At 40.5% G+C, this 15,503-nt stretch carries 15 protein-coding genes; 3 read left to right on the forward strand and 12 right to left on the reverse strand.

The annotated features are described in order from the left end of the window. Positions 1-34: 34 nt before the first annotated feature. The 5 genes from DAHG_RS18870 to spoIID form a co-directional block, all read right to left on the reverse strand. A complete protein-coding gene (locus DAHG_RS18870) occupies positions 35-1,279 on the reverse strand; it encodes a hypothetical protein (protein WP_022937267.1) in 1,245 nt (414 codons plus the stop codon). Between the two features lie 47 nt (positions 1,280-1,326). Then, entirely contained in the window at positions 1,327-2,406 is a 1,080-nt protein-coding gene (locus DAHG_RS18875) for an MraY family glycosyltransferase (protein WP_022937268.1), read from the reverse strand. A gap of 19 nt (positions 2,407-2,425) precedes the next feature. Continuing rightward, on the reverse strand, positions 2,426-3,415 hold the full coding sequence (gene mreB, locus DAHG_RS05170) for a rod shape-determining protein (protein ID WP_022937269.1): 990 nt from the start codon (positions 3,413-3,415) through the stop codon (positions 2,426-2,428). 112 nt (positions 3,416-3,527) lie between these two features. Continuing rightward, positions 3,528-4,118: a M23 family metallopeptidase gene (locus tag DAHG_RS05175; protein ID WP_022937270.1), complete on the reverse strand. Its 591-nt coding sequence runs from the start codon at positions 4,116-4,118 to the stop codon at positions 3,528-3,530. Between the two features lie 40 nt (positions 4,119-4,158). Then, entirely contained in the window at positions 4,159-5,091 is a 933-nt protein-coding gene (gene spoIID / locus DAHG_RS05180) for a stage II sporulation protein D (protein WP_022937271.1), read from the reverse strand. A gap of 108 nt (positions 5,092-5,199) precedes the next feature. Between spoIID and DAHG_RS18880 the strand changes: the two genes are divergently transcribed. The 3 genes from DAHG_RS18880 (at position 5,200) to DAHG_RS21105 (ending at position 8,237) form a co-directional block, all read left to right on the forward strand. Continuing rightward, complete coding sequence (locus tag DAHG_RS18880) at positions 5,200-6,483, forward strand: patatin-like phospholipase family protein (protein ID WP_022937272.1); 1,284 nt, start codon at positions 5,200-5,202, stop codon at positions 6,481-6,483. A 108-nt stretch (positions 6,484-6,591) separates the two neighbouring features. After that, entirely contained in the window at positions 6,592-7,923 is a 1,332-nt protein-coding gene (locus DAHG_RS05190) for an HAD hydrolase family protein (RefSeq protein WP_022937273.1), read from the forward strand. Between the two features lie 167 nt (positions 7,924-8,090). Further along, the gene (locus DAHG_RS21105) at positions 8,091-8,237 is read left to right on the forward strand and encodes a hypothetical protein (RefSeq protein WP_022937274.1); all 147 of its coding nucleotides are present in this window, start codon (positions 8,091-8,093) and stop codon (positions 8,235-8,237) included. A 109-nt stretch (positions 8,238-8,346) separates the two neighbouring features. Here the strand turns inward: DAHG_RS21105 and DAHG_RS05200 are convergent, their stop codons facing one another. From DAHG_RS05200 to DAHG_RS05230, 7 genes are all read right to left on the reverse strand, one after another. Then, entirely contained in the window at positions 8,347-8,541 is a 195-nt protein-coding gene (locus tag DAHG_RS05200) for a DUF1146 domain-containing protein (protein WP_022937275.1), read from the reverse strand. 48 nt (positions 8,542-8,589) lie between these two features. Next, positions 8,590-9,681, reverse strand: a complete 1,092-nt coding sequence (locus DAHG_RS05205; protein WP_022937276.1) for an ABC transporter ATP-binding protein — start codon at positions 9,679-9,681, stop codon at positions 8,590-8,592. Positions 9,682-9,692: 11 nt separating this feature from the next. After that, a complete protein-coding gene (locus DAHG_RS21635) occupies positions 9,693-9,860 on the reverse strand; it encodes a DUF6903 family protein (RefSeq protein ID WP_022937277.1) in 168 nt (55 codons plus the stop codon). Further along, positions 9,853-12,024, reverse strand: coding sequence for a 1,3-beta-galactosyl-N-acetylhexosamine phosphorylase (gene gnpA / locus DAHG_RS05215; RefSeq protein WP_022937278.1), 2,172 nt, complete (start codon positions 12,022-12,024; stop codon positions 9,853-9,855). Before gnpA ends, DAHG_RS21635 begins: the two co-directional genes overlap by 8 nt. 12 nt (positions 12,025-12,036) lie before the next feature. Then, positions 12,037-12,921 (reverse strand): carbohydrate ABC transporter permease, encoded by an 885-nt coding sequence (locus DAHG_RS05220; RefSeq protein WP_022937279.1) that lies wholly within the window; start codon positions 12,919-12,921, stop codon positions 12,037-12,039. Positions 12,922-12,930: 9 nt separating this feature from the next. Beyond that, positions 12,931-13,821, reverse strand: coding sequence for a carbohydrate ABC transporter permease (locus DAHG_RS05225; RefSeq protein WP_022937280.1), 891 nt, complete (start codon positions 13,819-13,821; stop codon positions 12,931-12,933). Between the two features lie 70 nt (positions 13,822-13,891). Next, positions 13,892-15,247, reverse strand: coding sequence for a carbohydrate ABC transporter substrate-binding protein (locus DAHG_RS05230; RefSeq protein WP_022937281.1), 1,356 nt, complete (start codon positions 15,245-15,247; stop codon positions 13,892-13,894). Positions 15,248-15,503 lie beyond the last annotated feature (256 nt).

A 15,503-nucleotide genomic window follows, 5' to 3' on the forward strand; every position in this document is an offset into this window, starting at 1 on the left:
AAAAAAACGAAGATTGCTCCTCGTTTTTAAATATTTAATTATTAGAAATCGAATCCAGCTTATCATGCAGGATTTCAATTGACTGATTGCCGATCAGAGTTTCCCTAACCTTTCCGTTACGAATAATAAAGATACTTGGCGTTCCTACAAAATCAATATTATATTGTTTCTTGAACGCCTCAAAATCAGCATATTCATAATGGATGACATCCTCGCCATTCACATTTTGCGTAATTACTTCGGTCTGTGGTTCAAGATCCAGTACAATTTCACGCACAATCAAATCATCACGTTCAGCAAGATAACTGTCTAAAGTCTTCACAAATGCCTGACAGTGGGAACACCATGTCTGTGATACATAAATTACCTCATTTTTGCGTGAGCTATCCAGCAGATTCAGCACATCCTTTGCAGTCATTGTTACCCGGCGAAGGATCTCAGGCGTATCGTCTTCACTGTCTGTATCAGTGGCATCAGATGGCGTTGCATCACTTTCCGTCGCGTCAGACGGCGTTGCGTCACTTGGCGTCGCGTCGCTTTCCGTGGCATCAGATGGGGTTGCATCGGTTCCGCTTGCATCGTTTGGTGTCGCATCAGATGGCGTTGCATCATTTGGTGTCGCATCGCTGCCTGTTGCATCACTGCCTGTCGCATCGTTTGGTGTCGCATCACTTGGCGTAGTTATTTCAGGTTCCTTTGGCGGCACGACAACTGGCGGTGTCGGTTTAACAACCACCACTGGTTTCGGCTCGACAGTAACCGTTACACTGATTGATGTTTCATTGCGGCTCGCGTCCTTTAGTGTGAAAGTCACCAGCTGTTCACCGGCAATCGATGGATCAAGCCCCTCTACCTTAATGGAATTGTACAATGTATTCTCATCTGTTGCATTATCGCTGACAGTCAGCTGGATACGGTTATACATTTCACGGTCCCAGATAATATTTTCATACTGTTCAATCGTAAATGGTTCAACATGAATCGTCGGATTTTCAACGTCGATGACTTTTACCTTCAGCGGATAGCCGCTGCCATTGTATAATACATCAATCGTATATTCACCAACCTTATCAAGATTCAATTCATCTCTGCGGATATCAAGTTCAATATCTTCTGAACAGACCATGTTGTTGCAGTTCACATATTGCAGAATCTTTGCATCCGGCAATTCATCATGAACATTCACCGTAATCATATCCGTAGTCAGTGAAATTGTAATCTCTTTACTGCAGCCCGCAGCCAACAGCAAGGTTAAACATAAACAGCAGATTTTCTTCATTGTCCTCCTCCTTTCAGAAAAAGGGCTGATGTCAGCCCCTGAAGTTTTTATTCTTTATCTTTTGTTTCTTCAGCAACCGGTGCTTTTTTCTTAAATATCATATCAACCAAGGAAGTTAATGGATGATAAGACGCAGAAATCATATGTGACTTTTCAAGGAAAACCTCTACAACGATTGCCATGATAAATAAACACAGCAGACCTAACGCCCGATTCAATATGTAGAGATAAGCAGCGACGCCAAAGCTCGCGGTAACCGCATATAGGATTAATACTGTATTGCGGTGTCCGAAACGGCGCATCAGCACATGATGCAGATGATTCTTATCCGCCTCATCGAAACGTTTGCCGCTCAATTTACGCCTTACGATTGCACTCAGCGTATCAACGATTGGTACTGCGCAAAGCAAAATCGGCAGTCCCAGCGTAATAAAGGTTGAACTCTTAAAGCCCATTAACCCAATCGCGGAAACCATGAAGCCTAAAAAGAGAGCCCCGCAGTCGCCCATAAATATGGAAGCCGGGTAAGAGTTAAACAACAGAAAGCCAAGTATCGAACCTGCCAGAATCAGCGCCATCGTACAAATATCCGTTCTGCCGTCAATGGTTGACAGAGAAGCGACAACGATCATAATGATCACACAGATACCGCCGGCCAAACCATCAAGACCATCAATCAGATTGATCGCATTGGTAATGCCGGTAATCCAGAAAAAAGTAACGATAAAAGATACAATACCCATATCAATGACAATGCCTAACGGCAGATAAATCTTATCCAGCATCACATTGCCATAAAACATCAGCAGCATCGCTGCGACGATTTGAAACGCAAACTTCTTCTTCGGTGACAGATTAACCAGATCATCAATCAATCCACCGATAAACATTACCGTTCCGCCAAGCAGAACCCCGCGGATCTGAACATCCGCTTTCATAAAAATCGCCATGGAGATAATAAAAGCTACATAAATAGCCACACCGCCAATACGCGCAATGATTTTCGTGTGAATTGTCCGCTCATTCATTTCTGCGTACGCCTTAAGATCTTTCGCGATCCACTTAACGATCGGCGTCGCAATGGTTGCTATAACAAAAGGAACAAGCAAGTACAAGATCCATTGCATACTGCCACCTCAATTCTCTTTAACGAACCAAATGCAAGTTTTCCAATAGAATTCCTGTACCTTCGGCAACACAGCGCAGAGCATTTTCAGCTACATAAACCGGAATATGTAATTCATTACGTAATAATTCATCAATGCCATGAAGCAGGGCACCGCCGCCGGTTAAAACAATACCGCGGGTAACGATGTCACTGGATAATTCAGGCGGCGTCTGTTCTAAGACAGTACGGCACGCGCGCACGACATTCTGAAGATTCTCACGCATAGCAGATTCAATTTCCTCAGATACAAGGGTAATTGAAGTAGGCAGACCTGTCACTAAGTCACGGCCGCTGACTTCCATCGTCTCAGAACGTGAACCCTTCCAAGCGGTACCAATCTGCTTTTTGATTTCTTCAGCTGTACGATCACCAATCAGCAGCTTCTTTTCATCTTTAACATACTTGATAATATCACGGTCAAAGGTATCACCGGCAACCTTTAAAGAGGTTGAGCTTACAATTTCACCTAAGGAGAGAACTGCTACGTCAGTAGTACCGCCGCCGATATCCAATACCATATTGCCGCTAGGTTTAGAAATATCCAAACCGGCACCTACGGCCGCAACCTTAGGCTCTTCTTCAATATATACTTTCTTCGCACCGGCACGGTAAGCACAGTCACGAATCGCATTTCTTTCTACTGAGGTAATATTACTTGGACAGCAAATCAAAATCGTTGGACGCTGAAACATACCTTTCAGCGATAATTTCTTCAAGAAAAAATTCAGCATGATTTCAGTTACTTCGAAATCAGCAATAACACCATCCTTTAACGGACGGATTGCCAATACACGGCCTGGGGTTCTGCCCAGCATATCCTTGGCGTCCTGGCCAGCTGCCAGACATTTCTTTGTTTCAGCATCTATAGCAACAACGGAAGGTTCATCAATGACAATACCTTCACCTTTTACGTAGATTAATAAATTGGCCGTACCTAAGTCGATACCAACCTCTTTTGTGAATAACATAACAGGTCTCCTCCATTCATAAAATTTTTACAATTAGCATTACCATTATAACACATTTCGTTGATTTATAAAGTGAATTTCATTATCAAATTAAAATAGTACCCGGCAGGTACTATTGAAGTTTAAAAACACTTTTTGGGTCGACAATTTTCCCATCTTTTTCCACAATTAAGTGTAAATGATTTCCCAACTGAGGGTTGTAAACATTCTTTCCTGCTGTTGATAATACATCGCCCTGCTTCACGGAATCACCCTTCTGCAGCTTCATATCACTGAGACTTTGATAAGTGATTTTTAAATTATCACTTTGAATTGTCACTGAATAACCCAGCAGCGGATCTTCTTTCACATCTATAACTTCCCCGCTAAGCGCAGCTGTAACATCAAAAGCTTCATCGTTATATACGACATCAATGCCCTGTGACGGCCGGAATACACCTTCAAATTCTACGACTTTAGGAATATCTCCTTCTTTGCCGTCAAAATAATCAATAGCGATTATTGCCGAAACTGAATAAGGAAGCTGAATGCTTTCATCATCAGGCAGTTTAATCACCGGTACAGTTTCATTAAATACCAGTGTTTCCTCTCCTTGCTGCATCATTTTTTCACTCAGCAGAAAGACGCTGACACACAGTACAACCAACAGACTTAAAATTAATGCTCTTCTTGTCTTATTTGACTTTTTTTCATAAGCAATCATTGTTTCACCTCATGCATGAGTATGCCCGCATGAAATTGAATTATACAAGGGTTGTCTTAATTTCCACATCTGTATAATAATGATGCAGAATTTCATCATAGGTATAGCCGGCCAATGCCATTCCCTGAGCGCCATATTGACTCATGCCGATGCCGTGACCGCTGCCGTAAGTGATGAAGCGCAAACCATTCTCAATGCGTTCTATGGTGAAACAGCTTGAAGCTAATCCCAGCATTTCACGAATCTGACGGCCAGTGTACTGCTGAGAGCCCACTTGAACAGTCTTCACATAACCATTATCATAATATGAAAGAACCGCAAGCTGACTGCTGCCTAAAGTATTGGTTAAAGTGCTGTCATCCACCTCTTTGCTTCTAGTTATATCTACAGTTTCACTATCCCAAGGTGAAGCGACTGAACGCAGATAAGGAACTTCATTCTGCCAGTAATCCTGCGCGTTTGTTGTTGCTGACATACACGATGAAAAAAAGGCAGCGGTGATCGGCTCTCCCTGATAGACAAGGATCTGATTGGCAGTTTCTTCAACTGCTTGCTTTACTTTCTTATAATATTCATCATACTGATCAAGCCATTGGCTTTTCAGCTGTTCATTATCTTTATATACCTGTGAAGCTGTCGTATCATCAACGCTGTAACCTCTGGCGCTGGCAAATGTTCGGGCAGCTACCGCCTGCGCCTTTAATGCTTCTAACTCAAAAGTAACCGGCATTTCTGAGGCTACCACACCGATCAAATATTCCTCAAGCGGCAAATCGACCTGTGTATTGCCGCGCATTACCGCCACATACTGTACTGGTGCATCAACAGCTTCATTATTAATCGGCATATCTAGTCCTTTATTAATCAGAACACTGGCCGCATGATTTACAGCTTCTGTCTGCGGATGAAAAATCAGAAAAAATGTATAACCTAAAAAAAGCAGGATTGCGAAGCTTTTCATTATCATCTTCATATTGCACCTCAAAGAATTATATGTTCTGCATAACTTTTTATGAGAAATTCATAAAAAGACACTTTTTTAATTAGATTGTGGTATGCTAATTGAGAAATGAGGTGGCATATGAAACGTGCGTTTGTCTTAGCCGGCGGCGGTTCCAAGGGAGCCTATGAAATCGGTTTTTATAAAGCGATTCAGGAGCTGGGTATCCAGCCTGATATCGTAACCGGCACGAGTATTGGTGCATTGATTGGCTGTATGATTGCTCAAAATGATTATGAAGAAGCAGTTCGCTTATGGGAGAATATGGATATCACACAGGTAATGAACAATGGTATCTCTGTCAGTATGAATATTGATTCCTTAGTGACGCAGCGCAATCGTGTTGTTCCCTTCTTTAAACAATTCATCCATGATAAAGGGGCTGATATCACACCCCTGAAGGAAATGATCATCCGGCTCAGCGATCAAGAAAGACTGCTGGCATCACCGATTGATTTTGGCTTGGTGACGGTGGAATATCCATCTTTAAAGCCAGTTCAGATTACGAAGCATGAAATGGCGCCGGATACTTTAAAAGATTATCTGATTGCCAGCGCCTCCTGCTATCCAGCTTTCCCAGCTCATGTCATGGATGGCAAGGAATATGTAGACGGCGGTTATTATGATAATCTGCCGGTACGTCTGGCGATGAAAATGGGAGCTGATGAGCTTGTCCTTGTCGACTTAAATCATAAAAAAATTATTCATGAGGAATATCTGCACCGGCCTAATATTAAATATATCATTCCAAGTCAGGATCTTGGTAATTTTCTGGACTTTGACCGTGAAAACCTCGACCGCCGCATTCAGCTGGGATATCTTGATACAATGAAAGCCTTTAATGCCTACGATGGCTTTGTCTATACATATATACAGCGGCGTACCGATGCGGCAGCGATCCGTTTTTACAACCTGATTCTCGACATTGAAGCCGAGCTTAATGACGGCATGATCCGCAAAAAAGTGAAAGTATTCAATCCTCAGCCTTTAACTGACGTTCTGCGAAATTATACCCGTAAACAAGCACTGGCTATCAAAGATTATGACCACGCGGCAATGGAAATCTGCGCGCAGATTCTGGATATTGATGTTACTCCTATTTATGAAATCAAGGAACTGAGGAAGCTGATTCGCTCAGAATTTTTGAAACAGCGCAGTAATACAGATGAGATTGTGGAAGGTATGCGAAACAAAAATCTGTCAACGGTAAAGATGCTGCTTAACAGCTTAAACAGCAAGCAGATTTTAAGTTTAATTGTTTCACAAATCATGAAATCAGAGACCTATCTCTTTGAACCGCGCTCTTTCTTCCCATTAATCGATAAAGAATATGTAGCGGCACTCTATCTTGCCAATATGAAATAAATAAATCTCACAGACAATATGGGTTTGGTATGCTGATATTTATGAAGATAAAGTAGCTTTATAGCCCTTATGTCTGTTATAATAATGGATGGAAATAGAGGTAGAATTATGATTCAATTAATTTTTTCTGATTTAGAAAAAGCATTGTTAAACAATACATATGAAATCTCAGCAGCTAATATTGATGCTGTTGAAGTAGCCCGTGCAAAGGGGAAGCGTTTTGTTATTTTTACGCCGAGAAATGCACAGCGCATTCAGAATGCCTGTGAAAAGTCACATATCAAATGTGATAAAATCTTGATGAACGGCGCCAAGGCCATCGATGAGAATGGTCACTTGTTACAGGAAATCTTTATGAATGCGGAGGACGTTGCTGCTGCCGCTCAATTATTGATTGATCAACAGCTGATGTTTTTCTGTGATACGGATAAAGGCATTTACAGTCCCTATGATGAGAATCAGCTGAGCGAAGAATATGGTGAATTCATCATGAGTCAGCAGTTGAAAAAGAATAAGAAAACAGCGAAAGCGCTGATTCAAAACAATCATTTCTTTGACCATCTGCATCAATTTGAAACTCTTGATGAACTAACAAACCGCAGGGTGTACTGCTTTGAAGTATTTGCGGCAAATCCAGCAAGAATTGGCGCGATTGAACATACGATCAAGGCTATGAGCGGCGTTGCTTTTCATGACTTAAATAAACATGAGTTTACAATTACAGATAAGACTGCAACTTTTGATCAGATGATTTTAAAATTTATGAATGCGGTAAAAGTTACAGCAGGTGAAACATTGATTATTTCAGGCTGTAAGGACAGCTTATCCTTATTTGAAGCTTATCCTAACTGCTGTGCGATTCAAGGCAGTGAACAAGAATTAATCAGCCGTGCTTCTTCAGTCGCGCTGAATGCCTCCAAGGCTATCTACACAACGATCAGCAATGACACAAAGGCAGAACGTGACCGTGACAATGCCCGTGAAGATGCTAAGATGGCACGGCGAGAAGCTGAAAAAGCAAGACGGCGCGCACAGTATAATGTCGATAACGGCATCGCCACAGAAGCCGATCTTGAACTTTTGAAACCAAAGCCAAAAAGAGCGTTTTCTGAGCGCAGACCATCAAACGACGATGATAAGAAACCATTCAGAAGAGATGGCCGCAAACCTTTCAATCATGACGATAAAAAGTCATACAGCAGAGATGACAGAAAACCGTTCAACCGCGATGATAAAAAACCTTATCGTAAAGATGGAAAACCTTTCAACAAGGATGATAAGAAGCCTTACCGCAAGGATGACAGAAAACCATATAATAAAGATGATAAAAAATCATTTAATAAAGAAGGTTATAAAAAAGACTTCCATAAGGATTCTCCTAAGAAGTCTGAAACAGCTGCCTTTAATAAACCTGTAAGACGTAAACCACAAGGTAAATAAATCATATAAGAAGTATTCAGTTCAAAGATATCAATGCTGAATACTTTTTATTTATCAGGATTACATAACTTGTCCCCAACTATTTGACTATAACATATATATAAATAAATTATAGACTGTTCATTAGCTTATGTTAATGATAATGTTATTAAAAAAGGGGGTTCTATATGTTAGGTTTCTTGTTATTAGCATTGCAAATTGCCGCTATGATTTGTGTTATTATTATGAATAGTGTTTTGTATAAAATTCATCAAGATTTAAAAGCGATCAGGTCTTGTCTGACAGAGAGCAAAAATGATTTGAATCAGCATTAGTTTCCGGCTATATAAAAGAGTATTCAATTTAGAAACATGACCGTCTTCTATTTTGAATACTCTTTGTTTATTTACATGCTTAAGCTTTAACTTTTATGAATTTTCAGCTTTAGAAATTGATAAACATCATTAAAAAATTAGCTACCAAGCCAGCCAGCGCAAACGATAAGACAATCAGCAACGTCTGAACCTTTGCCGGTTTTTCCACCTGACAAAATTTATCAAATTTAATAGCACTCAGCGCATAAAAAGATACAACAAATGAAAACAGCGCGATGCACACACTTATAAATTTATATGACATAAAAAATCACTCCCTTATGGTTATTATACCATAGGAGAGTGTTTTTGACTAAATAATGCAGTTTTGAGTCTGCGGATCAAAGAAATGCGCTTTGCTTAGATCTAATGCAATCTGCACTGTATCATGCGGTCTTGCTTCCAGCCGTGCCGCAACTTTCGCTACTAAACGCTGTTCGCCTACCTTACCATGCAGAATGAATTCATGTCCCAGTAATTCACTGACCTCAACATAGAACTGCATGCTGCTTGATGGGTATGTCTCAGCGACGATGCCCTCGCCATGAATATCTTCAGGACGGATACCGAACACCAATTCCTTGCCCTCATAATCTTTTAATGATTCAATAAACATTTCCGGCAATTCAATACGCTGACCATTGATGATAAAGCCTTTATTCTCATAACGGCCATTCAAGAAATTAGTAGCCGGTGAACCGACAAAGCCAGCAACGAACATATTAGCCGGGTTGTTATAAATTTCCTTCGGCGTACCAATCTGCTGGATATAGCCGCCTTTCATAACAACGATGCGGGTCGCCATTGTCATTGCTTCAGTCTGATCATGGGTTACATAAATGGTCGTAGCACCGATCCGCTCATGTAATTTAATGATTTCACTGCGCATCTGTACACGCAGCTTGGCATCAAGGTTACTTAATGGTTCATCCATCAGGAAAACTTTCGCATTACGCACTATCGCGCGCCCTAACGCAACACGCTGACGCTGACCGCCGGACAGCGCTTTGGGTTTGCGGTCCAAATATTCTTCAATTTCCAAAATCTTCGCGGCATCACGCACACGCTTGTCAATTTCATCCTTGCTAACCTTGCGCAGCTTTAAACCAAATGCCATGTTATCATAAACAGACATATGCGGATATAATGCGTAAGATTGGAAAACCATCGCAATATCACGATCTTTAGGTTCAACATCATTGACAACCTTGCCGTCAATTGATAGCTCCCCTGCTGTTATATCCTCTAATCCGGCAATCATACGCAATGTCGTTGACTTACCGCAGCCTGACGGGCCTACAAAGACGATAAATTCTTTATCTTTAATATCTAAATTGAAATCAAATACAGCCTGTACATTATTGTCATAGACTTTATCGATGTGTTTTAATGATAGTTCTGCCATGTTTTCACTCCTTATTTATATTTTCGGTTATAAACATACAATAAACCAAGCAAGCCTGCTAATCCTACAAGCATTATAACTAGGTTCATGCGGCTGATTGTTTTTTGACCTATAAAAATCAATGCAAGAAAGAAAACAAACAAGACTGCCATTACTATGTTTTTAGTTAAATCACTCATGGCTAATTTCCTTCCAGCTAATTTCACCTGGCTCTAAAGTCAGTTCAACGCTGTTTCCTTCCCCATCGTAAACCTTTGTTTTCTGATACTCATTCGTATTATTCAGAATTGCATATTTATTGATGGATGGATAAACATGCACTTCACAGAATAGATTATCGGCATACCATTTTTTAAAATCAGCTTCCTTATTCGCTGCATAATACATAGAACGCATCAACAGACGAGTATTTTGCTGACTGTACGGCAGACCGGCAATATAAACACAGCGGCCTTTTCCATAACTATGCGCAGCTAAATTTACTTCATCCTTCGATTGAACGATAATCTCTGTGTTTTCACTCAACGCGTAGATATTTTTCATCCCTTCCCCGAAATCAAATTCATCTACAATATCTTCAGTAATGAAATGCGACTTCACAACATCCTTAAAATATTTATCTGTATGCAGTGTGAAACCAAGCTCCTTGTCAACGCCTAACGCATCAGCAAGCTGGAAGAAATGACCGCCCTTCTCATAAGCCGCAGGTTCACCGATACCGACAAAACCACCGCCGTTATAGATCCATTCACGCACCATGGATACCAGCTTACTGTCATCCCAGACACTGCCGCCTGAGAATGCCGTTTCCGCATCACCCGCGTTGATGATAACATCAATGTCAGAAGGAATGCCATGTTCCATTATATCAGAGAAGCTGATAAACTGCACATCTACACTGGCGCCGCTTAAGCTTTCCAGCATTCCATTATAGGAATAAATCTGTTTGCAATATAAGCCATGCGCTACCATATATGGATGCCAGCTCCTCAATGCTCCCCAGCTGTTAAGGATAGCTACCTTCAAGCCGCAATAAGGTGTGACGCCTTGAATTGTATCATAAATCGTTCTGAATTCATCGCAGACCTTTTCAATATAATCTACGAATTTAGGAAACTTATAGGCCAGACTCAGATAACCGCCATACCCAATACGGTCAACCGGCTTACGCATGATCGCCCTTCTGGCATTCAGCCAATTGCGGATACCCTCCAATGTAGGATCATTGCCTTCATAGAATGTATCCGGAAAGAAATACGGTAAGAATCTGCCCTCATGTACCTTCACCCCAGGTATATCAGAAATTAATCGTAAGGTTGCACCATCTCCGACACTGCCAACCACTGCATCAAGACCGATCTGTGGAAAATACTTACCATACGGTTCGGTCCCAATCCAGTTATCGCCTAAAAACATCATGGCTTCTTTACCAGCTTCATGAACCAGATCGACCAATTCTTTCGCACGATCCTTCACAAAACGCTGCTGGAAGTCAATATAATCAAGATATTGCTTGCTTGGTACACAGAAGGTCGAGTTGTAATAACCGTTCTTAACGAAATCCTCAGCCTTTAAACGATACCCATATTCTTCTTCAAATGCCAGAATCGCTTCTGTGGAAACACTGGCGCCATAGCCGCACCAATCAACAAATTTCTCTTTAGCCAGATTATTGAAAATCAATGTGAAATGATAGAAGAAAGTAGTAAAACGTACCACATCCGTATTCGGATTATCTTTCAGCCACTGCTTCAAATAATCTTTGACATATTCACGTGATGCCTGTTTCCTTACATCAAATGGAATCTCATGCGGCTTATCACCCCAATCATTCGTGATATGGTTATACATCTGCGTTGGGTCCCAAATCAGATAAGCTAAAAATGATACTGTATATTCATGAAATGGTTTACAATTTTCAACAATTACCGTATCTGTACATTGATCAACATACCATGCATCTGTGCTGATTAATTGATTCTCAGTACGGTCATAAACTTCCCACCATAATTTTGGATCATGATCATAATCCGCTTTGACTTGCTGATCAAAATAATCTTTTAAAAATTCAATCTTCACAGTTGCTTCTGTTGCCAGTGTATAACTGCTCATTAAGAATGCCTGCTGACATTCATCCATATGTTTTTGTGCAAAGTCATTATGTCCGCGAGCTACAAAATATGTTGTATAGATTTTCGCGTCCAGTTCTTTTACATCATCACTTAATTTTGTACCGTCACTGTCACGAATTGCATCTGCCCCCCAGCGTTCAAGCAATTCTTTTGTCTGCGATAAAAAGTTACTTTCGCTTGGCAGCGTAACTCTGCCTTTTGATTTTGCCATTTGTGTGTCTCCTTAATCTTTTAAGCCGCCAAGGCTCATACCTTGAGTCAGTTTCTTCTGCACCATAATGTATAAGATCAGCGTTGGCAGCATTACAATAACCAAGCCTGCATACATCTGTCCAAAATTAGTCGCTGTTTTCTGTACAGCCATCAGATTTTCCAAACCTACCGGCAATGTTTTCGGGCCGCTTGGCATTAATGTCAAAGCGATGATATATTCATTCCAGAAGGATAGAAAGTTAAATAATATGACCGTAATGATACTAGGTCTTGCCATTGGTATCATAATATCCGTCATCGTTTTAAAATATCCGCAGCCATCAATAAATGCCGCTTCCTCATAGGCTTTCGGCAATGTCTTGAAATAACCGCTCAGTAAATAAATCGTAAACGGCAGATGGGTAGCCGCATAAACAAGCGCTAAAATAAAACGATTGTTTAAGAAAAAGCCAGTTCCGATTATACCCTTTAAAAATTTATCAGCATCTAAAAGCATTAGGAAAATCGGTACAACAATGTAGTTTACATTGATAAACAAACCCGCCATAAACGCTGTATTCAAGAACTTTCGGCCTTTAAAATTAAAACGCGCGAGAACATAAGCCGCCGGCAGCGCTACTACCAGCATGATAATTAAAGCAATTCCGGTAACTATTACCGAGTTAATGAAATATTCACCCATTTTTGCCTTTTGGAAAGCATCGATGAAATTCTGGAAATAGAAGCTTGCCGGCAATGTCCATGGATTGCCATAAAATTCAGCATTGGTTTTGATTGAAGCTAGGAAAACCCAGCCAACCGGTACCAGAATAACTACTGCCAGCGTAATCAATGCCACATAGATAAAGGCTTTATATAAGGTATCAAGACCTATTGATTTTTTCTTTTTGTTCATGACACCCTCCTAAAATTCCAGAACATCGCGTTCGGTGACTTTATTGACAATACCTGACAGGATAAATGAGAAGATAAAGACGATAACACCGATAGCCATACCATAACCATAGCTTGAATTTGTATAAGCCTGATTGTACATATAGCTCAGGAATACTTCCGTCGCACCGTTTGGCCCGCCGCCGGTCATAATCTTAACAAACAGGAAGCTCAGGTTAATTGTTGAAATAATAAAGAATGTCAGTGTCGTACGAATGTTATCCCATACTAATGGCAGTGTAACCAAGAAGAACTGTTTCATTCTGCCAGCCCCTTCAAGACTTGCCGCCTCATATAGATTCTCAGGAATACTGCTCATACTGGCCATATACATTACCATATAGTAACCGATTGCCTGCCATACTAAAGCTGCCGCCAGTGAATAAAGGGCAATGTTGCTGTTTCCCATCCACATCTGTTTCAAGCCCGGCAGACTCAGCATATCAAACAAAGAATTCAGCAAGCCAGTCGTTGGGTTATAGATAGCACCGAAGATAGCCGCAATAACAACAACACTCAGGATATTTGGAATATAGAATACAATTCTGAAGAAATTCTGTCCCTTGATTTTTTCACGGGATAAAATTGAAGCGAAAATAATTGCGAAGAATAAAGTGATAATTGTAACTACGACAACCAGCAGAATCGTGTTCTGCATGGCGCGCAGGAAGTTAGTATCGTTAAATAGCTTCTGAAAGTTCTCAAAGCCTATAAATTTTTTATTATTAGACAAACCGCCCCATTTGAATAACGACATGTAGAATACATTAATTGTCGGTATAATCATGAAGATTGTCACTAAGATAATCGCAGGAGTCAGACAGCCGATGATAAACCGTCTTTTTGCTCTTCTTTTGTTCATGGTTCTCCTCCTTATTTAAAGAATAACGGTGAGTGACATTCACCCACCGTTTTTGAATCCTTAATCCGATTTATTTCAATGCAGCGTGGAATTTAACAAAAGCATCAGTTAATTGCGTTTGCCATTCGTCAACTGTAGTTGTACCTTCTAAGATCGTATCGATCGGACCAAATACTACAGGTTTTAATTCTAAGCCTTCGATTGAATCGGTAGCTGCGAAACCACCTAATGCAGGGAATGTATTCGGTGTTTCATAAATACTGTAAATCAGTTTGTTATCGCCATCTAATTTCTCTACGATACCCTTAACTGGTTGAACAACGATCGAAGGAGCGCCTTCTTCTGTCTTATTGTTCAGCATGATTTCGATAGCTTCATCAGAATACATGAATTTAATGAATTCTTTTGCTAATTCAGGATTAGCTGCTTCCTTTGGAACATACATTTGTTCAAAGAATGTGTAAGAATAACGAGCGCCGCCTTTTTCAAATGCAGGCATTGGCATAAAGCCCCATTCAAATCCCTCTGCGCGCGGTGCATCACCCATTTCACCGATGATCCAGTTGCCGTTAGGCATAAATAATACAGTGTTGTCTAATACAGCCTGCTGATTCATCTTGAAGTTACCGCTGTTTGCGTTAGCACTTGCTTCAGGAGCTGTATATTCAGAAACTAATTTACCAATTGTATCTAATACTAATTTTCCTGGTTCAGAAGTCCAAGTTTCAGGATCATAATTTAAAGCCTTGCCATAGAATTCATCGCCGCCTGCTTGATTCAGCAGCGCGTATAATACTGAGTCAAAATAGCCTTTAACTGGATATGTGAATAATGAAACACCGTTGTTTTCACTCTTCAGCTGATCGCCAAGTGCCCACATGTCATCCCATGTTTCAGGCAGGGCATAACCGCCTTCACCAAATAATGCCTTATTGTACCAAAGACCGCAAGGGCTGTAGAACATTGGTGCTAAGTAAGTTTTTCCATCGCCGTAAGGAGCAGTGATAGCATTGTCAGCAAAACCATCTGCTAACTTATCTTTAATTGCTGGATCTGCAAATACATCAGAAATATCAAGCAGCGCGTCTTCTTTAATTAATGTTTCTGTAAAGCCGCTTGGCTGACCAATATTGTATTGAATTACATCTGGATAGTCACCAGCCTGTAATTGTGGACGTAATTCTTCATCAAGTTTAGGACTTGTAACTAATTCAACTGTAACACCTTCATGTGTTTCTTCGAATTTACGTGCAAGTGGTTCCCAAACTTCCCCATAACCACCTTTGAAAGCAGCTACCTTCAACACTTGATTTTCTGTCGGTTTGTCATCGCCGCCGTTGTCAACAGGCTGTTCCGCTGGTTTTGAACATGCAGCTAAGCTTGTTGCCATCAACAATGCACATGCCATTGCTAATATCTTTTTCATAACTATTGCCTCCTAAGTTATTTCTTGATTTCAGTATACCTTGATGAAAGCGCTTTTTCTATACAAATCTTGGTCGCATTTTTAACTATATTGCTAACGTTTAATTTTTTCAATATTTATTAAAAAACTGCAATTTTTATACAAATATTCCCATTTTTATGCCATTTGAAGCCCTTTTTCTATTGATTTTGAGCAAAATAACTAAAAAACAATTGAAGATATAAGAAGTTTGGCGCTAAACAAAGTGCTATAATGA

Origin of the sequence: Dielma fastidiosa, assembly GCF_000313565.1 — a bacterium.
Classification (GTDB): domain Bacteria; phylum Bacillota_I; class Bacilli_A; order Erysipelotrichales; family Erysipelotrichaceae; genus Dielma; species Dielma fastidiosa.

Bases quoted from the DNA above. Each gene is read 5' to 3' on its own strand.
- DAHG_RS05190 (WP_022937273.1), top strand. From the start codon at position 6,592: ATGATTCAATTAATTTTTTCTGATTTAGAAAAAGCATTGTTAAACAAT.
- mreB (WP_022937269.1), bottom strand. From the start codon at position 3,415: ATGTTATTCACAAAAGAGGTTGGTATCGACTTAGGTACGGCCAATTTA.
- DAHG_RS05205 (WP_022937276.1), bottom strand. From the start codon at position 9,681: ATGGCAGAACTATCATTAAAACACATCGATAAAGTCTATGACAATAAT.
- DAHG_RS18880 (WP_022937272.1), top strand. From the start codon at position 5,200: ATGAAACGTGCGTTTGTCTTAGCCGGCGGCGGTTCCAAGGGAGCCTAT.
- DAHG_RS05220 (WP_022937279.1), bottom strand. From the start codon at position 12,921: ATGAACAAAAAGAAAAAATCAATAGGTCTTGATACCTTATATAAAGCC.
- spoIID (WP_022937271.1), bottom strand. From the start codon at position 5,091: ATGAAGATGATAATGAAAAGCTTCGCAATCCTGCTTTTTTTAGGTTAT.
- DAHG_RS05225 (WP_022937280.1), bottom strand. From the start codon at position 13,821: ATGAACAAAAGAAGAGCAAAAAGACGGTTTATCATCGGCTGTCTGACT.
- DAHG_RS05200 (WP_022937275.1), bottom strand. From the start codon at position 8,541: ATGTCATATAAATTTATAAGTGTGTGCATCGCGCTGTTTTCATTTGTT.
- DAHG_RS21635 (WP_022937277.1), bottom strand. From the start codon at position 9,860: ATGAGTGATTTAACTAAAAACATAGTAATGGCAGTCTTGTTTGTTTTC.
- DAHG_RS05230 (WP_022937281.1), bottom strand. From the start codon at position 15,247: ATGAAAAAGATATTAGCAATGGCATGTGCATTGTTGATGGCAACAAGC.
- gnpA (WP_022937278.1), bottom strand. From the start codon at position 12,024: ATGGCAAAATCAAAAGGCAGAGTTACGCTGCCAAGCGAAAGTAACTTT.
- DAHG_RS18875 (WP_022937268.1), bottom strand. From the start codon at position 2,406: ATGCAATGGATCTTGTACTTGCTTGTTCCTTTTGTTATAGCAACCATT.
- DAHG_RS21105 (WP_022937274.1), top strand. From the start codon at position 8,091: ATGTTAGGTTTCTTGTTATTAGCATTGCAAATTGCCGCTATGATTTGT.
- DAHG_RS18870 (WP_022937267.1), bottom strand. From the start codon at position 1,279: ATGAAGAAAATCTGCTGTTTATGTTTAACCTTGCTGTTGGCTGCGGGC.
- DAHG_RS05175 (WP_022937270.1), bottom strand. From the start codon at position 4,118: ATGATTGCTTATGAAAAAAAGTCAAATAAGACAAGAAGAGCATTAATT.